23 protein-coding genes, 1 tRNA gene, 4 pseudogenes and 1 riboswitch are annotated in these 18460 nt (G+C 44.5%); of the genes and pseudogenes, 15 read left to right on the top strand and 13 right to left on the bottom strand.

All coding sequences use genetic code 11. The features are described from left to right. Window positions 1-8 precede the first annotated feature (8 nt). The 3 genes and pseudogenes from AB447_RS14880 to AB447_RS26890 form a co-directional block, all read left to right on the top strand. Window positions 9-371: a VOC family protein gene (locus AB447_RS14880; RefSeq protein WP_048356405.1), complete on the top strand. Its 363-nt coding sequence runs from the start codon at window positions 9-11 to the stop codon at window positions 369-371. Window positions 372-1298: 927 nt separating this feature from the next. Further along, the gene (locus tag AB447_RS14875; RefSeq protein WP_048356404.1) at window positions 1299-2072 is read left to right on the top strand and encodes an acetoin reductase; all 774 of its coding nucleotides are present in this window, start codon (window positions 1299-1301) and stop codon (window positions 2070-2072) included. A gap of 445 nt (window positions 2073-2517) precedes the next feature. After that, window positions 2518-2598: pseudogene (locus AB447_RS26890) on the top strand (YolD-like family protein); the annotation flags it as partial. Between the two features lie 156 nt (window positions 2599-2754). Here the strand turns inward: AB447_RS26890 and AB447_RS14870 are convergent. From AB447_RS14870 to AB447_RS14860, 3 genes and pseudogenes are all read right to left on the bottom strand, one after another. Beyond that, window positions 2755-3000 carry a hypothetical protein gene (locus AB447_RS14870; RefSeq protein ID WP_048356403.1) on the bottom strand — a complete coding sequence of 82 codons (246 nt, stop codon included), beginning with the start codon at window positions 2998-3000 and terminating at the stop codon, window positions 2755-2757. Between the two features lie 205 nt (window positions 3001-3205). Then, window positions 3206-3320: pseudogene (locus AB447_RS25870) on the bottom strand (DUF1657 domain-containing protein); the annotation flags it as partial. Between the two features lie 44 nt (window positions 3321-3364). Continuing rightward, window positions 3365-3826 carry a hypothetical protein gene (locus tag AB447_RS14860; RefSeq protein ID WP_048356401.1) on the bottom strand — a complete coding sequence of 154 codons (462 nt, stop codon included), beginning with the start codon at window positions 3824-3826 and terminating at the stop codon, window positions 3365-3367. Between the two features lie 327 nt (window positions 3827-4153). On the opposite strand from AB447_RS14860, the gene AB447_RS14855 reads away from it, so the two are divergent. Together AB447_RS14855 and AB447_RS14850 are read left to right on the top strand one after the other, a co-directional pair. Then, window positions 4154-4702, top strand: coding sequence for a trypsin-like serine peptidase (locus tag AB447_RS14855; RefSeq protein WP_053075449.1), 549 nt, complete (start codon window positions 4154-4156; stop codon window positions 4700-4702). Then, window positions 4702-5088 carry a DUF2606 family protein gene (locus AB447_RS14850; RefSeq protein WP_057957624.1) on the top strand — a complete coding sequence of 129 codons (387 nt, stop codon included), beginning with the start codon at window positions 4702-4704 and terminating at the stop codon, window positions 5086-5088. The genes AB447_RS14855 and AB447_RS14850 overlap by 1 nt, the downstream gene beginning before the upstream one ends. 94 nt (window positions 5089-5182) lie before the next feature. Here AB447_RS14850 and AB447_RS14845 read toward each other — a convergent pair whose 3' ends face one another. Together AB447_RS14845 and AB447_RS14840 are read right to left on the bottom strand one after the other, a co-directional pair. Further along, window positions 5183-5464, bottom strand: a complete 282-nt coding sequence (locus AB447_RS14845; RefSeq protein ID WP_057957623.1) for a putative quinol monooxygenase — start codon at window positions 5462-5464, stop codon at window positions 5183-5185. 322 nt (window positions 5465-5786) lie between these two features. Further along, window positions 5787-6137, bottom strand: coding sequence for a DUF3888 domain-containing protein (locus AB447_RS14840; RefSeq protein ID WP_053071216.1), 351 nt, complete (start codon window positions 6135-6137; stop codon window positions 5787-5789). A gap of 131 nt (window positions 6138-6268) precedes the next feature. On the opposite strand from AB447_RS14840, the gene AB447_RS26320 reads away from it, so the two are divergent. Next, complete coding sequence (locus AB447_RS26320; RefSeq protein ID WP_096892090.1) at window positions 6269-6436, top strand: hypothetical protein; 168 nt, start codon at window positions 6269-6271, stop codon at window positions 6434-6436. 96 nt (window positions 6437-6532) lie between these two features. On the opposite strand, the gene AB447_RS14835 is transcribed toward AB447_RS26320, so the two are convergent. After that, window positions 6533-6605: transfer RNA gene (locus AB447_RS14835), tRNA-Val, on the bottom strand. 122 nt (window positions 6606-6727) lie between these two features. On the opposite strand from AB447_RS14835, the pseudogene AB447_RS25310 reads away from it, so the two are divergent. Continuing rightward, window positions 6728-6995 (top strand): annotated as a pseudogene (locus AB447_RS25310) (DUF819 family protein); the annotation flags it as partial. A gap of 40 nt (window positions 6996-7035) precedes the next feature. Here the strand turns inward: AB447_RS25310 and metC are convergent. Next, window positions 7036-8214, bottom strand: a complete 1179-nt coding sequence (metC, locus tag AB447_RS14830; RefSeq protein WP_048355708.1) for a cystathionine beta-lyase — start codon at window positions 8212-8214, stop codon at window positions 7036-7038. Next, window positions 8211-9329 carry a methionine biosynthesis PLP-dependent protein gene (locus AB447_RS14825; protein WP_057957622.1) on the bottom strand — a complete coding sequence of 373 codons (1119 nt, stop codon included), beginning with the start codon at window positions 9327-9329 and terminating at the stop codon, window positions 8211-8213. The genes metC and AB447_RS14825 overlap by 4 nt, the downstream gene beginning before the upstream one ends. A gap of 64 nt (window positions 9330-9393) precedes the next feature. After that, window positions 9394-9511, bottom strand: a riboswitch (SAM riboswitch). A 196-nt stretch (window positions 9512-9707) separates the two neighbouring features. On the opposite strand from AB447_RS14825, the gene AB447_RS14820 reads away from it, so the two are divergent. The 7 genes and pseudogenes from AB447_RS14820 (at window position 9708) to uptA (ending at window position 14617) form a co-directional block, all read left to right on the top strand. Then, window positions 9708-10430 carry an esterase family protein gene (locus AB447_RS14820; protein ID WP_048355707.1) on the top strand — a complete coding sequence of 241 codons (723 nt, stop codon included), beginning with the start codon at window positions 9708-9710 and terminating at the stop codon, window positions 10428-10430. A gap of 65 nt (window positions 10431-10495) precedes the next feature. After that, on the top strand, window positions 10496-11005 hold the full coding sequence (locus tag AB447_RS14815; protein WP_048355706.1) for a YjcG family protein: 510 nt from the start codon (window positions 10496-10498) through the stop codon (window positions 11003-11005). A 9-nt stretch (window positions 11006-11014) separates the two neighbouring features. Continuing rightward, window positions 11015-11443 carry a GNAT family N-acetyltransferase gene (locus AB447_RS14810; RefSeq protein ID WP_048355705.1) on the top strand — a complete coding sequence of 143 codons (429 nt, stop codon included), beginning with the start codon at window positions 11015-11017 and terminating at the stop codon, window positions 11441-11443. Between the two features lie 200 nt (window positions 11444-11643). Continuing rightward, window positions 11644-12036, top strand: a complete 393-nt coding sequence (locus tag AB447_RS14805; RefSeq protein WP_048355704.1) for a GtrA family protein — start codon at window positions 11644-11646, stop codon at window positions 12034-12036. A gap of 70 nt (window positions 12037-12106) precedes the next feature. Next, a pseudogene (gene galU / locus AB447_RS14800) lies at window positions 12107-12952 on the top strand (UTP--glucose-1-phosphate uridylyltransferase GalU). Further along, window positions 12949-13935 carry a UDP-glucose 4-epimerase GalE gene (galE, locus tag AB447_RS14795; protein WP_048355703.1) on the top strand — a complete coding sequence of 329 codons (987 nt, stop codon included), beginning with the start codon at window positions 12949-12951 and terminating at the stop codon, window positions 13933-13935. Before galU ends, galE begins: the two are co-directional and overlap by 4 nt. Window positions 13936-14029: 94 nt before the next feature. Then, a complete protein-coding gene (gene uptA, locus AB447_RS14790; protein ID WP_048355702.1) occupies window positions 14030-14617 on the top strand; it encodes an undecaprenyl phosphate transporter UptA in 588 nt (195 codons plus the stop codon). A gap of 49 nt (window positions 14618-14666) precedes the next feature. Here uptA and AB447_RS14785 read toward each other — a convergent pair whose 3' ends face one another. Further along, window positions 14667-14924 carry a hypothetical protein gene (locus tag AB447_RS14785; protein ID WP_048355701.1) on the bottom strand — a complete coding sequence of 86 codons (258 nt, stop codon included), beginning with the start codon at window positions 14922-14924 and terminating at the stop codon, window positions 14667-14669. 117 nt (window positions 14925-15041) lie between these two features. Between AB447_RS14785 and AB447_RS14780 the strand changes: the two genes are divergently transcribed. After that, entirely contained in the window at window positions 15042-17321 is a 2280-nt protein-coding gene (locus AB447_RS14780; protein WP_048355700.1) for an ATP-dependent helicase, read from the top strand. Between the two features lie 40 nt (window positions 17322-17361). Here AB447_RS14780 and spoVIF read toward each other — a convergent pair whose 3' ends face one another. The 4 genes from spoVIF to AB447_RS27280 all read right to left on the bottom strand — a co-directional run bounded on the left by spoVIF (window position 17362) and on the right by AB447_RS27280 (window position 18405). Next, entirely contained in the window at window positions 17362-17619 is a 258-nt protein-coding gene (gene spoVIF, locus AB447_RS14775) for a sporulation-specific transcription regulator SpoVIF (protein WP_048355699.1), read from the bottom strand. Window positions 17620-17751: 132 nt separating this feature from the next. Next, window positions 17752-17901, bottom strand: coding sequence for a YjcZ family sporulation protein (locus AB447_RS14770; protein WP_052948531.1), 150 nt, complete (start codon window positions 17899-17901; stop codon window positions 17752-17754). Between the two features lie 82 nt (window positions 17902-17983). Then, window positions 17984-18187, bottom strand: coding sequence for a hypothetical protein (locus AB447_RS14765; RefSeq protein ID WP_232517747.1), 204 nt, complete (start codon window positions 18185-18187; stop codon window positions 17984-17986). Between the two features lie 95 nt (window positions 18188-18282). Next, window positions 18283-18405, bottom strand: a complete 123-nt coding sequence (locus tag AB447_RS27280) for a hypothetical protein (RefSeq protein ID WP_269769332.1) — start codon at window positions 18403-18405, stop codon at window positions 18283-18285. Window positions 18406-18460 lie beyond the last annotated feature (55 nt).

Below are 18460 nucleotides of genomic sequence, written 5' to 3'. Positions count from 1 at the left end.
GATTTCTGATGATCACAAATGTAGGAACTGTTGCAGTATACGTTGAAGATCAGCAAAAGGCAAAGGATTTTTGGATCAATAAAGCAGGCTTTGAGGTAGTGGCAGAGCACCCGATGGGGCCGGAAGCATTTTGGCTTGAAGTCGCCCCGCAAAATGCCCAGACTCGTTTGGTCATTTACCCGAAGGCAATGATGAAAAGCTCTGAAAACATGAAGGCATCCATTGTATTTGAATGCGACCATGTTCTCGAGACATATAAAAAGATGAAAACAAATGGAGTGGAGTTTAAAGGAGAGCCGCAGGAAATGCAATGGGGCACATATGTGCAATTCAGCGATGAAGACGGCAACGAATTTCTTTTAAAAGGGTAAGCAGAAGACAGACAGGTTCTTTTTAGATCTGTCTGTTTCTTGCTTTATCAATGGCATTCGTGTACTCTCTTCTAAAAAACTCTTCAAGCTTGTCGAGAATTGCCAGTCAACTCTTGAAGCGCTATGGACGTCTAAGGTTACTTCCCTTTTGCCTCGGTGTATCGAAGGAAGCCAATGGTTTCGCCATTTCCTTCGGCATGCCGAAGGATTCATAAAGTCTGCCATTTGTTCAGTTTCTATTGATATAAGCGATCGTGTCCGGACAACGCTTCTCGGCGTTTAAAGAGGCAACAAAAGCGCAATCTTTGCGGGTCACATACGCAATTTTGCCGTCTCCGATAGCTGATCACTTGGGGAGAAAGGAATAAGAGGATTGGAGATAGTTGCAATCCCCCCCATTTAAAGAGCATGTTTCTACTGGATGCAAACTAATTCACAATAGCCTTCATCATTCAATATATATTGGCAGGCCCCAGGAGGCAATACGGGACACGGACGGCCACTGGCATGAACGAGATATGGGTTTATAGGAAAAACTGGGTTTATATAATAAGAATATGGCGTTACAGGATATTGACGATGAAACAAGCCTATCACTCCTTTTTTATATTATTAAGATTATATTTGACTGTTTGTGTTCTTGTAGATTGTCTATGTATAATTGGGCCAATGCTTAACAAAAGTTACTTAACTATGCACGGGATAAAAAGAAGTCGTGCATTGATGTTCCTGAAGAAGCTGAAAAGGAGAAAAATACGTCTCCTCTTTTTGTTGCTAAACAGAGAGAGACTTAATCATTGCAGCAAAGCAATAAGCACTTCAATGTCAAGTTATACATTATCTTTGCTTTGAACTCGCCCCATATGGTTTGTTATACTAAAATAGACAAAACTTATCATAATTTCCTAACAAAAGGGGGAGAGCTCTATGAGAAAAGTAGCTATTGTTACCGGATCAGCTGGAGGATTGGGGAAAGGCATAGCAGAGAGACTATGCAACGATGGATTTAGCGTCGTAATACATGATATAAATGAAGCATTACTAAACGAAACTGTTTCAGAATTGAAAGAAAAGAACTTTGATGTTATCGGTGTTAAAGGGGATGTATCTAAACGAGAAGACCAATTTAATTTAGTTAAAGAATCAGTAGACGCCTTTGGCCGTTTAGACGTTTTTGTAAACAATGCAGGTATCGATGCAGTTTCTCCATTTTTGGAAATTACAGAAGAACAGCTTAATAGATTATTCAAAATTAATGTGAATGGCGTAGTTTTTGGCACTCAAGCTGCCGCTGAACAATTTATTATGCAAGAAACAAAAGGAAAAATCATTAATGCTTGCAGCATAGCAGGTCACGAATCATTTGAAATGCTTGCTACTTATTCTGCAACTAAACATGCTGTAAAATCTTTCACACATTCAGCCGCTAAAGAGCTGGCTAAATATAAAATAACTGTAAATGCATACTGTCCTGGTGTTGCAAAAACAAAAATGTGGGATAGAATTGATGAAGAAATGGTAAAATACAGCGATGATCTTAAATCAGGAGAAGCTTTTGAAAAATTCTCCTCAGAAATAGCACTTAAAAGATATCAAACGCCTGAAGATGTTGCTAATTTAGTATCTTTTTTAGCTTCAGATGATTCGGATTATATTACTGGACAAGCTATATTGACTGATGGCGGTCTTGTTTATAGATAAAAAAATATTTACTTAATGGGAACTTGACCATATACGATCGGCTTTTTTAACCTCGATTGAATCGTGAATACCTTCGTAAGAAAAGTAAAAAGCCATTCTTGAGATTCGAGAATGGCTTTTTACTGACTTCAACGGCCTCTCCCCTGTCGCCTTCTGAACAAGTATATTTGATTCTGATAAACCCTTTTATTAAAATTGAATCGTACATCTGATGACTTCTAATAAAAATGATGATTGTTGGCAAAATTGGACGCCAACGGATTTCCATTTTATTACTTACCTTCATCGTTCGGATTTAAGTTCCCAAACAAACTCAAACTGTTGACCTCTTCTTTACCATTGAAGTGATACCGATAAGAGCGTTTAGGCTGATTTCGGGTAAGCTCAAGTGTTTTTGTCTGAACTTAGGGTTTATTAGGATGGATTCAAATGCTTTCCGGTCAGTTTGCTTCGAGAATTGGAAACGAACCACAACAGAGTGAAGAAAAGGCCGGTGCTTGACATGGCCCAAATAGAAGACATGGAAGGGTCATATGCGCAATTCAGCGATGAAGACGGCAACGAATTTCTTTAAAAGGGTAAGCAGAAGACAGACAGGTCTTTATAGAACTGTCTGTCTTTAATCAATGGCTGCTCACAATCAAAACGATTGTAATGACAGGGATGGCACTACTTTTTAAAGTTAGTTCTTCTTAGTGTTAAACGCATTTTGATTAGGCTTTAATTCATTTGAAAACTCACTGGTCAGCGCTGAAGCTACATTTGGCAAATTGTTTTGTTGTTTATTTTTGTTTCCATTCCTTCTGAACAGATATGCAGCCAGGCTAATTCCTAATCCTAATAAAGACATCCACATGGCCCCTCTGTTTCTTCTCCTGCCGATCAGATCTCTATTTCTAAACAGTGTTGTAATCCATTGAAAATTCAATTTCCACCACTTCCTTCATATAATCATTCAACTGTATTTTTCGCCGCATCGTAATTGTTTATGCTGGTATGTTTCAGGACATTTTCCAATGAGAATTCTTGTATTCTGCTCTTGGAGAATACTGGAACAGCTCGCCCCTTACGATTTTCAGTCAAAACCTCATTTAAAAAAGGTTGGTCATGATGATTACCAACCTTTTCAACCCTTACTGCTGTTTATGTTGTTGTTCTTCTTGTTCAAACTTGCTGAAGACGCGGTTCAAGCGAATCAACAAGCGTCTGGGTTTGTTGAGCGGCTTGTTGATAAAGCTGCTTGGAACGAACGATCAAAAAGAGCCGTTTTAAAGGCTCTTTTTTGTGCAGCTTTATTGTAACGGCGGTTGGAACTGTTGGTTTTGTTGGTTTTGCTGCCCTTGCTGCCCCTGCTGTCCTTGCTGATTTAATGATTGTTGAGCCTGTTGAACCGCTTGACTCACTTTGTTCATCGCCTGATTAGTTTGAATGCCTTGAAGCGCTTGATGAAGCAGTTGGTCAGCTTGTTGGATATTTTGCTGAATTTGTTGGTCAGTCTGCTGGATTTGCTGTTGAGATTGAGAACCAAATTGCTGAATCTGTTGATTCATTTGATTCAATTGAGAACCTTGCTGAGCTTGGCCTTGGCCGCTTTGTTGTTGAGATGCTCCTAATTGGGATATATTTTGGTTTAATTGAGCAAGCTGTTGCTGAAGGCTTCCAAGTTCTTGTGCAAACTCAGTATCCGTAATATTTGAACCAAGTAATTGGGAATGTTTTTGTTTTTGTTTTTGCTGCTGCTTATTTTTTGTCATTTAAAAAATCCTCCTTTCATCAAATTATCATTTTCTTCTTCAAAAAAAATATGATCGGGAATTTCAGGTATACTAAAGGAGAATCTTCAAGGTCTTTATTGCTGATTTTACAACTTGTCATTTACGATTTTGGCATGTGGTATCACTTTATATGGTTTAATTTCGCTTTTTTTATTTTTGGCCATCTGAATTTTGGAACATGCTTCACCATTGTTTCAAATATGAGTCCCCAATGCTGTTCCGATAAAGTCGCAACAGAAACCTGATTATTTATTCGAAGTTTTCTTTTTAAATGCTTAATTTGAGGGGGTGTAAATACATCTCTTAGTGCTAGGCCCTGATACAATCGCTACGGCCGGCCATTGCTTACATAACAAAAGCCAAGGTGGCTGGGCAAAATCTATAAAAGTTGTTCCAGGAAAAAACGGCAAGAGCAATCCATATAGCCATACTTGGGAAAAAACCGCGCATTCTGTTAAAGGTTGGACAGAACATCAAGACCCTAACTTTGATTATGGTGCGATTAAAGTAGAAAGTAAATTAGGGGATAGAGTTGGATGGTTAGGTTATGAGTGGCAAGCTGCAAGCCTTTCCGGAACTAAAGTAACTGTTCAAGGATATCCAGGGAGTAAACCTGGTGGAACTATGTGGAAGGACTCCGGGAGCATACTGCTAACTGAACCTCTTTCCATTAGGTACACTATTGATATGTCACCTGGTCAAAGTGGAGGCCCTGTATACAAGTCAAATAATAACGCAGTTGGTATTCATGCATGGGAACATTGGCAAGGGGATAAAAACAACTTTATTTACAACAGCGGTACTCGAATTACACAGTCAGCATTTGATAATATAAGCTACTGGAAGTGTCTATAATGTTAAAATTCATCTCGAATTGTCTGCTCATCACTCTGTTCTCTATATTCATTTCCGGCTGTGGCAGCGCCAATAACAAAGATATACCTACAACGAAGGACAAACCTATTATGACTACAGTTACTGTTAAAGTAAGTGATAAAAACGATAAACCACTAAAAAATATAAAAGCTGTAGAAGATCTGAGATCCGATAAAGAGAATATGAGAGCGACCATTGGGCATGAAACCGGCACTACTGATAAGACAGGAAATATAAAGCGGGAGACAGAGACTGGAAAATATGATGTCATTCTATATAACTTAGAATCTAAGAATGATTCCCATAAGTACACGATTAATATAACAGAAGATACAACAACAATTAAGTTGGTTTATAAATTATGAACTAAAAAGGCTCTCTCTTTATTAAAGAGGGAGCCTTTTATGATTTTAATCCACCTTTAACACCCTTATTGAATGTCGCATTTTAAGGAGCCTTTTAATCATTTACATTGCTTTTCATTAACCATTCTACTTCCGTTAATTCTTGTTTTTGAACGTCTTTTGTGTGTTTTTTTGTGAAATGGACTTTGACAGCTTCTTCGTTTTCCCAAATCTCCCAAAGCATTATTTTGCGTTCTGATGGTTCAAGCGGATAAGCATGGAATTTAATACACCCTTCTTCTTTGTTAGTTTCTTCCTCAAGTTTTTTGAATTCCATCATTATTTCATTCAGGTCTTTATCACTGATGATTTTTAAGCATGCAGTTATGTAATGCATCGAAATTCCTCCTCTTCAAATCATTTCATGGCTTCTCATTATAACATCTTCTCGAAAAATGAAAACAATGACGAAATTTGTCTAATGGTCCGCCCTATGGAGTTTCCAAGTCCTAGAGAACCTTAAAGGAGGGCTTTATCTCAAAAAGAAGCCCTCTTTTATTTAAATCCCTTCCGTTATCCGAACCTTTTTAGAATTAAAGCTTCCAATCGATTTTCTTTTTTGAATCCTTAAAACAGAACACCTAGACGATATACGTTCCGCTTCCTGACTGTTGTCATAACCCGTCGCATTTCCCTCGCTATATAAGCCGCTCTGCTTGTCAATATTTCACACCACTAGGTTTAATTCTAAAGGTCAGCTCCTCAATTGTTTCAGCTGGGTGATGAGGACCAGTTAAAGTTCTGTATTGAACCTTTACTATAAAATCGAATGAACCATCATTTATTCTTTTCTCAGCTTCTGTTCTTCCCATGTTCACACGTTCAATGGATATTACTTTTGCATCATATAACCCATAGCCTTGTTTAATGGCTTTACTTGCATAAGGATCTAATAAGGTGAGAAATGCATCATACATATCTTTGTTGTTAATATTCTGAGCTTCCAGATGAACAGAATTCAGAAATGAGAGCACGATGCAAATACAAGCAACAAAAAAAGTTTTTCTCAACAATCCGACCTCCCGAATGAATATGAACAAAAATAACTTTTTCATTTCTAATTCAGTTATTCAGAAGGGGAATTGAGTAAAAAGGTGAATTTATGGATTGATCGACTGGAATGAGTCAGGAGGGAGTAATCGTGAAAATAGATGAAAAGAAAAAAGAGATACAAAAAAAGTATAGGATGGAGGTGAGAAAGCGGAGACAAGAGCAGGAAAATGACAAAAACTATACTAAAGAAGTGGTCATTGTCGTAACATTTGTTGTATTGTTTATTTTCTTTTTTTATACTCTTCAGGGCTTTTAACATGTTAACCTGAGGAACTGCTGAAGCCAACAATTGAATTTTTTGATCTATTTTTCAGAAAAAAAAATAACCCTTGCTGCGCAAGGGTTATTCGTATGATTCCGACTGGGCTCGAACCAGCGACCTCTACCCTGTCAAGGTAGCGCTCTCCCAGCTGAGCTACGGAATCATGATGTGTTTCACTGGGTATTTATCTTACTGACAAGTTCTATTATATGCAGTTTATATCGCTTCGTCAACTACTTTTTTCAAAATGTTTATTTTGTATGGATCAGCCGCCGTCTCCAGATCATTCTGATGAATGCCCCGCTCCTTTTGGGATTTGTTTTTGTCGTTGCCATGACGAATCTCACTCGTTTCATTCGCCGCCGGCAAGGTGCTCCGTTTTCTGCTCGAAGAGATCCTGTTAGCCTGCAACGCATCGGTCGGAGGTCCGACGAGAGCGACGGCGATGGCGATCGCTAAAGGCTGTCGATCCGATCATGCTTGTCGGAGCGTTCGGCTATCTCATCGACAATATGTCGGAACCTTGATCGGAAACCGATTTTCCGGCCTCTGAAAACGGCAAAGAAGCCGGGGTTTTTCTCCGGCTTTCAAAGCTATGACGAATGGGCGAGCGTACCTGATACGGCTTGCAAGGCGTGAGCAAAATCCGCCTGTAAGTCGTCCGCGTGTTCCACGCCGACGCTGAGCCTTAAAAGACCGTCGGTAATCCCCCGTTTTTCCCGCTCTTCTTTCGGCATTGCGGCATGCGACATTTTCGCAGGATACGAAAGAATCGACTCGACTGCGCCCAAGCTGACGGCGAAGACCGGGAGCGTGACATGTTCGACAAGTGTTTTGACGGCTGCGGCATTCTCGAGTTCAAAGGAGAGCACCGCCCCTGCGCCGTTTGACTGGTGCTTATGCACAGAGGCGCCCGGATGTGAAGAAAGTCCGGGATAATACACCCGCTTGACAGCCGGATGTTTCTCAAAAAATTCGGCAAGCTGCTGGGCCGTTCTGCTTGCTTTTTCAAGGCGGACTTGGAGCGTTTTTAATCCCCTGAGCACGAGCCAGCAGTCCTGGACGCCGAGAACAGCTCCGAACGAATTTTGCAGCTTATAAAGCGTTTCGCCGAGTTTTTTGTCCTTGACGACGGCAAGCCCTGATAAGACGTCGCTGTGCCCGCTTAAAAATTTTGTCGCGCTGTGCAGCACGACATCAACCCCAAGCTCAAGCGGCCGCTGAAGCGCCGGGGTCATGAACGTGTTGTCAAGGAATGTCAGGCAGCCGTGCGCTTTGGCAAGCTTGACGACGCCTCTGATATCCGTAATCCCGAGCGTCGGGTTTGAAGGCGTTTCAAGGTAGATGACTTTTGTGTTTTCCTTGATGTTTAAGGCAATTTCATTCAGATCGGTCATATCGACGAATGTATGCTCAATTCCGAAGCGGCTCATCACCTCTGTAATCATCCGGTATGTGCCCCCGTACACATCTTTTGTGACAAGAACGTGATCCCCTTTTGACAAAAGCAAAAAGGCGGTAGAGATGGCGGCCATTCCCGAAGAAAAAGCAAAGCCTCGCGTCCCGCCTTCAAGCTCTGCGATCGCATCTTCAAGCGCTTTTCTCGTCGGGGTGCCGGAACGGCTGTAATCGTATTCGCCAAACCGGTCAAAAGACGCCTGGTGAAAGGTCGATGCATGCTGGATCGGCACGCTGACGGCTCCGGTCGCCGCATCCGTTTTCGCCTGGTTGTGTACGAGTTTTGTTTCAAGCGTCCAGTTACGGTGAGTCATGCCTGCACCGCCTCCTCTTTTACTTTTTGCAATGCCTGCTTCAGGTCATGCTTCAAGTCGGATACGTGTTCGATTCCGACGGAAAAGCGCAGCAGCCTGTTGCAGACGCCGCCGGCGATCCGGATATCCTCCGGGATATCCATGTGGGTCTGCGTCGCCGGATACGTGATAAAGCTTTCCACCCCGCCAAGGCTTTCGGCAAAGCAAATCGTTTGTAAGCTTTTCAGAAACGGGTTGACCCATTCTTCCTTTTGAACGCGGAATGATAGCATGCCGCCCCTTCCCGGGTAAAGAACGTCTGCCACCTCTTCCTGCTTCTCTAAAAATGAAGCGAGCTCCCGGGCGTTTTCCTCGTGCTGCTTCATTCTGAGAGCGAGCGTTTTCATGCCTCTCATCAAGAGCCACGAATCAAACGGTGACAAAACCGCGCCGATCGCGTTTTGATGCTGAAACATTTCCTCTGACAGCTCTTCTCCTTTCGCGACGACGAGCCCTGCCAAAAGGTCGTTGTGGCCGCCAAGGTACTTTGTCGCACTGTGAATGACAAGATCAGCGCCTAGCTCAAGCGGCCGCTGCAAAACCGGGGTGTAAAACGTATTGTCGACAATCAGCAGCAAGTCGTGCTCCTTGGCAATTTTCGCGACTTTTTTGATATCGGTTTCCTGCATTAACGGATTTGTCGGAGTTTCTACAAAAAGGGCCTTTGTATTTTCCGTAATTTTTGACTTGATACAGTCTTCTTCTGAAAAATCATCGTACAAAAAGCGCAGCCCGTATTTTTTCCATTCGTTTTCAAACAGGCGGTACGTCCCGCCGTACAAATCCGAGGAAACGATCAGTTCGTCTCCGCTTTGAAACAGCGCCATAATCGTCTGAATGGCGGACATGCCGGAGCTGAACGCAAATCCGCGCGTCCCTCCCTCAAGCTTCGCGATCGCGTCTTCGACGAGTTGTCTTGTCGGATTTTTCGTACGAATATAGTCAAACCCCGTGGATTCTCCGATTCCTCTGTGCCTGTAAGCGGAGGAGAAATAAACCGGAGGATTGACGGTTCCTGTTATTTCATCACTGCGGTTTCCGATTTGCGCCAGTGTTGTTTGTACATGTTCAGTCATATGACACCATCCTTTAAAAAGTAAAAACCCCTTCTTCATAAGAAGAAGGGGTATTATTCGCTTCTTCTTATCTTCCAAGCATAACGCTTGCTGGATTTAGCACCTTGGTGCACTGACATGGTCAAGTGCAACAGGTTGCTGAGGTTTCAAAGGGCCAGTCCCTCCACCTCTCGTGATAAGAATGTGTTTAATTTTCTGATTGTTCTTTACTTTACCCCAATTCAGGAGAATTTTCAATAGTCTTTTTCAATTCTTTATGCTGAGCAGATCCAGACCGATTGGAACCTGCCGAAAAAGACGCTTATAAAGAGAATTTTCGCGCCATTCGTGTTACAATGTATGGAAACGTTAACAACCTACTTTTTGGAGGAGTTCATCTTGGCCATAAAAACAGGAGTCATTCAGGAAAAAACGCTTTTTTCGGAAGAGCTTGGCGAAGAAATGGAGCTTTTGGTTTATTTGCCAGCCAGCTATTCCCCGCTCTACAAATATCACGTTATCATCGCCCAGGATGGTCACGACTATTTCCGGCTCGGACGCATCAGCCGGCAGATCGAAGAGCTGATAAAAAACGGCGAGATCGAACGGTGCATCGTGATCGGCGTCCCTTACAAAAACGTGCAGGAAAGAAGGCGTACATACCATCCGGAGGGAACGAAATTTGAAGCTTATAAACGCTTTTTGGCTCATGAGCTGGTTCCTTTCACAGACCGCGAGTATCCGACATATCAAGTCGGATCGGGCAGGACGCTGATCGGAGATTCCCTCGGGGCGACGGTCTCCCTCATGACAGCTCTCGAGTATCCGAATATGTTTGGAAACGTCATCATGCAGTCACCTTACGTCGACAATCATGTGCTTGAAAAAGTTGCGGACGCCGATTCCCTGCAGCTCATTTCGATCTATCATCAAATCGGCATAAAAGAGACCGAGGTCAAAACGACGGACGACCAGATACTCGATTTCACGGGTCCTAATGAACAGCTGAAAGAACTGCTTCAAAAAAAGAACACGAACTATCACTTTGAAGCATTCGACGGAGACCATAAATGGACATACTGGCAGCCTTTAATCACACCCGCTTTAAAAAAAATGCTCTAGCTCTCCGAATAAAAGCCTATCTTTGTTATACTAAGACCATACAAATTGTCTAAGGAGGGAACAAAATGAAATACGGTATTGTGTTATTTCCATCAAAAAAACTTCAGGACATTGCAAATTCCTACCGGAAACGCTATGATCCGAATTACGCCTTAATCCCGCCTCATCTCACATTAAGAGCGCCGTTTGAATCATCTGAAGAAGACATCGGCAAAGTCGTTGCACACCTGAGGGAGCTTTCAAAAGAGATGGCGCCGGTCACGCTGAAAATTACAAAGTTCAGCTCTTTTGCCCCGGTTCATAATGTGATTTATATGAAAGCGGAACCGACACGGGAATTAACGGAGCTGCACGAAAAAATGTACAGCGGCGTTTTGGAAGGCAAGCCGGAGTATGCGTTTGTTCCCCATGTGACGATTGCCCAAAACCTTTCCGATGACGAGCATTCCGATGTGCTTGGAACGCTTAAGATGCAAGACGCGGCCCATGAAGAAGTCATCGACCGCTTTCACCTGCTTTATCAGTTGGATAACGGCTCTTGGACCGTCTATGAAACATTTATTTTAGGAGTGTGAAGAAAACAATTGGAATCTGTCATCGTCAAGAATGATCAGCAGCTAAAAGACGCTTTTTTCGTTCGAACGGAAGTATTTATCAAAGAACAAAACGTATCACCTGAAGAAGAAATGGATCATCTTGATCAGGAATCTTCACATCTCGTCATCTATGACGGAAAAGCGCCGATCGGTGCCGGCCGCCTTCGCATCGTCGACGGCTATGGAAAGCTTGAAAGAATCTGCGTCTTGCAAAACTACCGCTCTTCGGGCGTCGGCAACCTGATTATGGAGGCGCTCGAAAACGAAGCGAAAAAGCTCGGCGCCTCCCAATTTATGCTGAACGCCCAGACACAAGCCGTTCCTTTTTACGAAAAACACGGCTACCGTGTCGTTTCCGGAGAATTTTTAGACGCGAATATTCCGCACGTCAAAATGGTTAAAGGCCAGCCTCTGTAAGCGCCGGGCACGCTATATTAAAGAACCGTTCCATCCGAGATGGAGCGGTTTTTTCTTTTCTCCTCTCCCCATTTTTCATAGTTTGTTCATCTTTTGTTTAACGTTTATTCAACATTATCATTTAAGGTTATTTGTAAGTTTTAGAAACGGCCTAAAAACAGCCCGTTTCTTCGGTTGGGAGGTAAACATCGAATGCCGTTATGAAAAAGAAACTCGTCACATTGCTGCGTTTCGGTACGGTCGGAGTCGGAAACACGCTCATAGATTTCGGAGTATTTTTCCTGCTTACGGCGCTGAACGTCCCCTACCTGCTTGCACAGGTTTGTTCATATACGGCCGGCATCTTAAACAGCTATATCTGGAATCGGACGTGGACATTTCGGGTAAAAGAAAAAGTCCGCGGGCAGGAGATCATCCGCTTCCTCATCATCAACCTGGCAGCTTCAGGAATCACCTTTCTGCTGCTGTACGGCCTTCAAAAAGCGGGCCTGTCCCTCGTTTCCAGCAAAGTGACCGCAACGGTCGGAGGAATGGTGATCAATTTTATCGGGAACCGCCTTTGGGTGTTTCAGGAGCCGGAAATAGATTCATAAGAATACAAATGTATAGGAGTGAATAATGATGAAAATAAAAAAAGCCGGCATTCCCGCTGCTGGATGAGGAATAAGATTTTTGCCGGCGACAAAAGCGCAGCCTAAGGAGATGCTGCCGATCGTCGATAAACCGGCCATCCAATACATCGTGGAGGAAGCCGTCCAGTCCGGCATAGAGGATATTTTGATTATCACAGGGAGAAACAAACGCTCGATCGAAGACCATTTTGACCGGTCTGTCGAGCTTGAACAAAATCTGCAAAGCAAGGGAAAACACGAACTGCTGAAAGAAATTCAGACGATTGCCGATATGGCCAACATCCATTATATCCGTCAAAAAGAGCCCCTCGGACTCGGACACGCGGTGCTGTCGGCACGGCATTTCATCGGTGATGAACCGTTTGCCGTCCTGCTCGGCGACGACATCATGGTATCGGAAAAACCGGCATTGCAGCAGGATCGACGTCTATCAGGAATACAAAACAACAGTCATCGGCGTTCAGACTGTCGACGCGGCCGATGTCTCGAAATACGGGATCATTCAGACATCCACGCAAAAAAATAAAGTATATGACATTGAAGATTTGGTGGAAAAACCGGATGTCCGGCAGGCACCTTCGAATATCGCCGTCATGGGCCGCTATGTTTTGGAGCCTTCCATCTTCCGGGTCCTTGAGCGGATCCCAAAAGGCGCGGGAAATGAAATACAGCTGACAGACGCATGAAGGACGATTTGCCGGGAGCGGAGCATTTATGCCCGTCAATTGGAAGACAGCAGATTCGATATCGGCGACAAACTCGGTGTTTTAAAGCAAGCATGGAAATCGGGCTCATGCGGGACGAACTGCGGCCAAAACGGTTAACTTATCTCGAGAATGTCCTTATGAAAGAAACGCAGAAAGGAGCTTTACAATGAAATCAGTGCTCGTGACCGGAGGAGCCGGATATATCGGAAGCCATACCGTCCTTGAATTGAAAAATCGCAACATCACGGCTGTCGTCCTCGATAACCTGTCCACGGGACACCGGGAAGCCGTCCATACTCCTCACTTTTACGAGGGCGATATCAGCGACTGCGGCCTGGTCAAATCGATCATCCGAAAGCACAACATCGATGCCGTTATCCATTTTGCGGCGAAAAGCCTCGTATCTGAATCGATCGAAAAACCCGAACTCTACTTCAGGGAAAACACGATCAAATCTTGTTCATTCTTTGAAACGATCATACAGGAAGGCGTTAAGCACATCGTGTTTTCATCGACAGCAGCCGTCTACGGCATCACAGGGGACAAGCCGATTCGGGAAACCGCCCCGCTTGAACCGGTTAACCCTTACGGCGAATCGAAGCTGATGATCGAAAAATATTTGCACTGGGTCGGAAAAAGGCATAATGTCAAGTGGGCAGCTCTTCGCTATTTCAATGCGGCCGGCGCAGCTCTGGACGGAATCATCGGCGAAGACCACAATCCAGAAAGCCACCTCATTCCTCTCATTCTGCAGACGGCATTGGGCCGCAGGGAAAAAATCTCAATCTTTGGAGACGATTACCCGACGCCTGACGGAACTTGCATCAGGGATTATATACACGTTCTCGATCTGGCCGCGGCTCATTTGTCGGCATTAGGTGCCCTGTATGAAGACAGACTGGTGCAAAATGTTTATAATGTAGGGACAGGGGCCGGACATTCCGTGAAAGAAATGATTGAAACATCTGAAACGATCACGGAACGAAACATACCAAAGCAAACGGACAAGCGCAGAGCGGGCGATCCGCCGGTGCTTGTGGCGGACAGCAGGGCGCTTCAGGAGCATACCGGATGGAAGCCGAAATACAGCGATTTACAAACCATTATTCAAAGCGCGTGGGCGTGGCATACGACGCATCCAAGCGGGTTTTGACATTCGCTTGTTTCCCGTCGCAAACGGCAGGAGTCCCTGCCGTTATTTCAAAAGTTCGGCTGATGAATCGTAAAGGCAGGGTGAAAAAACGAAAATGGGAAGCATAGTGAACGACATTTTAATGTGGCTGACCGATCTCGGCTACCTCGGGATAGCGATTGGTTTAATGATTGAAATCATCCCGAGCGAAATCGTGCTGGCATACGGGGGGTATATGGTATCAAACGGCTCCATCACATTTACCGGAGCCATCATCGCAGGCGTCATCGGCGGAACGATCGCCCAGATGTTTCTGTACTGGATCGGTTATTACGGCGGACGTCCGTTTTTATATAAATACGGAAAATACTTATTGATCCAAAAACATCACATCGAAACGGCGGAAAAATGGTTCGAGAAATACGGAGCCGGAGTTGTGTTTTCTGCCCGCTTTATCCCGGTGGTCCGCCATGCCATCTCCATTCCGGCGGGCATCGCCAAAATGCCGCTTTTGAAATTCGTCGGCTTGACCGTACTCGCGATCATCCCGTGGTCGATTTTATTTGTTTATCTCGGGATACAGCTTGGAAGCCGTTGGGATCATGTCGAAAATGTGGCCAAAACGTATACGACGCCGATCATGTTTGGCGCAGCAGCATTAATCATTTTATATTTCGGATTCAAAAAGCTGCGTAAAAAATAATGAAAACCCCGGCGGCGGCCGGGGTTTTCAGCTTTAAATCGAACATACATCACACCGATTCATTTACATAACGGCCCCTCTTTTTCTTGTCTGCGATTCGGCGGTTCAGCCTTTTTTTCCGTTTCTTTTCCTGCATGCTTCTTTCTGCAGAGGCCTCGTTTTCGACTCTTTTTTCCACTTCGCGGTAAGCCCTCTCGCTCGGCACCCGAGCCGTTTTTTGAATAGATGCATAATCGGCTTTCCGGCTGACGCTGCGGTTGGCGTACTGCGTATACTGATCATGATAAACCGGCGGCAGATAACCCATCTTATCTCCTCCCTGCGCTCCGATTCCCAAAAATCTACTGTTTTAAATGGTTTTCATTTGATATGATAGACGTTGTCTCACAAGAAGACAACTACCTATTACCGGAGGGACTTCTTTTTGAAATGCGCCCGATTGAATAACAAAGACATTCATATACATACATATTCGAGAGAACACCTTCAATTCCTTTTTGAAGAGGCAAAAAAAGATCAGATCACATGTAAACATTGCGGTCTGCCGCTGCGCTTGAAATTGACGATTCATGAAGAACCGCATTTTTTTCACAGGGACAGCGGAGACTTTTCCAAATGCGAAGCGGCGTGCGGAGATGAGCAGCCGAAACAAGAAACGGACTACACGGAAAGCGGCGTGTTTCGCCTGCCAAAAGGAAAATCGATCGCCGGTAAAGTCCGGGAAACGGCTGATGCTTGGATGCCTCCGCGGGAAGCGGCAGTTCACAAATGCTTTTCTCCGCAAACGGAAACGGAACCTGAGCCGATTTTTCAGAATGTCCCTTTAAATGAAAAACAGTCTGAAGCGGTTTCCGCACAAGAAGGTCCCCTTCTCGTGCTGGCCGGCGCAGGAAGCGGGAAGACACGCGTATTAACGGCAAGGGCCGCTTATATGATGTCACATTTCGACGTACCGCCGTCAGCTATCCTGCTCGTTACGTTTACCACAAAAGCGGTGAAGGAAATGAAGGAGCGGATGGCTTCGCAATACGGCTTGGCGCGGCAGACCGTAAGCCGCCTGGTAACGGGGACATTCCACAGCCTTTTTTATAAAATTCTTTATCATCACGACCCGGCGAAATGGAACGGGGAACACCTGCTGAAATGGGACTGGCAAAAAGAGCAGTACCTCAAAATGGCGCTTGCCGAAGAAGGTCTTGATGAAAAGGATTTTCCAATCGACCAGGCGCTCCAGCAGATCGGCTACTGGAAAAACGCCTATCTGCCCGGAGAGCGCATCCCGCTTGAGGACGAATGGGAAAAGCGCGTGCACCGGCTGTACCTGCATTATGAGCAGCAAAAGAAATCCCGCAGCCAATTCGATTTTGACGATATGGCATCAGCATGCTATGAGCTGTTCAAGGAACGGCCTGATGTGCTGCAAGTGTATCAAGCGCGGTTTCACGCGATTTTAATCGATGAGTTTCAGGATATCAATCCTGTCCAATACGAGATCATCAAGCTGCTTGCCAGCCCGGAGAACAACATCACCTGCGTCGGTGATGATGATCAGTCGATTTATGCGTTCAGGGGCAGCAGTCCGTCTTTTATTCTTGATTTTGAAAAGGATTTTCCGGACGCCAAAACGGTTCACCTGACGACGAACTACAGATCGAGCCACCCGATTGTCGCAAGTGCCGAGGCAGTCGTCGAAAGAAACAAACAACGCCGGCCCAAAAGGTTGGAAGCCGTAAAGGACGATTCCAAAAAACCGCTCTTATTTTACCCATATGATGAAGAAGAGGAAGCGATCATGGTCGTCTCCGACATCCAGGAGAAAATCAAGATGGGCGCAAAACCGGAGGATTTCGCGGTTCTGTATCGGACAAACAGCGGCGGCCGCGCCATCTATGAACGCCTTCACCAGTCAGCGATTCCCTATACGGCGGAACAGGGCGTTCAGTCATTCTACAGCAGGAGAGTCGTCAGGCAGATCCTCAGCTTTTTGTACTTAAGCCAGAATGAAGACGATCCGGATGCGGTCAAACAGCTTTTGCCCGTTCTCTTTTTAAAGCAGTCCGCCTTAAATACGCTCAAGGCGCTCTCGATCACAGAGGACTGTACGATGGTTCAGGCGCTTGTAAAATTGACCGGCATCAAATCATTCCAGCTTGAAAAAATCAAAAAAATCGTTCCCTTTTTCCACGGTTTAAAAACGATGAAACCTGTTGAAGCGATCACGTTTGCCGAGGAAAAGATGGGTTTTTCCGAATATCTGAAAAAACGCGGCAACGAGGGGAACAAGCTTGAAAAAGGCTCAGATGACCTGCGCGATTTGAAAACAGCTGCAAAGCGGTTCAAGACGATTCCGGAGTTTCTCGCGCATGTTGATCATATGAGAGCGGCTGAAAAAAATAAACCTGACGGAAGCGGGGTTCAGCTTTTGACAATTCACCGCGCAAAAGGCCTTGAATTCAATACCGTCTACCTTTTAGGAGCGGCCGACGGTTCGCTTCCCCATGATTTCGCATTGGAAACGGCTAGAAAAGGAGACGAGTCCGCTTTGGAAGAAGAAAGAAGGCTCCTTTATGTCGCGATGACCAGAGCTGAAGAAAACCTGTACATCAGCGTTCCATCGGTCAGGAGAGGCAGAACCGCATACCGCTCAAGGTTTTTGCAGCCGATTCTGAAAAAACGGCAGCCGAAAGCCGTAATTCTCCAATAAAAATAAACACCGTGCCCTCCTTGATTGGAAGGCGCGGTGTTTATTTTTTATTGTTCATCATTTTTGAGATCGTATTGAAATCCAATTTTTCTTTTCCGCTGACAATCGACTTGACAATTTTATCTTCCATTTCTTTTGGAACCCGTTTGTTGGCTAATTGGGCGACGCGTTTAATGACGCCGCGAACCGTTTTTTCGTCCTTGAAGTTGGCGTTTTGCAAAGAGTTTGCCAGCTGCATCACATCTGCCATTTTGACGCCCGTTTTCTTTTCAATGTTTTTGAAAAATTGATTGTCCATATTCCTTCCTCCTTTTGTGGAGTCATACGCTATCATATGTCCTTCGGAAACGCTCTGTGCCTATCCATTCATTTCTTTTGAAAGAAGAGAGCCGCGGGGCGGAAGACCCTTCGCTCCCTTCTTTTACAAAAATTAGTACCTAAAAGAAGCCCCGACAATGATGAGAAGAATGAATAAAACGACGATTAAGACAAAGGTCGAGCCGTAACCGCCATAGCCGCCATAACCATAACCGCCATAGCAGCTTCCAAATCCGAAGCAGCTTCCACAAGAAAAACCCATCAAAAGCACCTCCTTTTTCTTCCCTACACCATATGTTAGCTGATAAGGTTTCGCTTGGATAAATGCATAGGGCTTGTGTGGATTATTTAAAAACGCCCGGTAACCACCCGTCCTCTTCCATCCATGTTTCAGCCTGTTCTGAGAACTGTTCGATTTGGTTTCCAAACTGTTCTGCATTGCGGTCAAAACAATTCAATTCCTTCTGCTGTTTCTTTATGATCCGATCATGTTCCGCCTGATGTTGATCATGCTTGCGGTGAATCGATTCCATCAGCTGTTCAAACATATTCACTCTGGATTCTCCTCCTCATGATTATGTATGCGAAAAGAGGAAAATCGGAAACAAAAAAACCGGATCTTTTCCGGCTTTTTTTGAAAAAATTATTGGGCACTTCTCTTTTTGCCGCATCCGCAGCCTTTTTTCTTCACTTTTTTTGAGAAAGATTGATTGTTTTTGGAAGCACTCGTTGTCCGGCCTTGCTGCCGCCTTTTCACTTGTCTCATGTCCATTCCTTCCTTTCTCATTCGTATATCCCTATTGTATGACTCTTCTTTTTAT

This window comes from Bacillus glycinifermentans (genome assembly GCF_001042475.2).
Classification (GTDB): Bacteria; Bacillota; Bacilli; order Bacillales; family Bacillaceae; genus Bacillus; species Bacillus glycinifermentans.
This window is presented reverse-complemented; position numbering and strand designations above follow the sequence as displayed.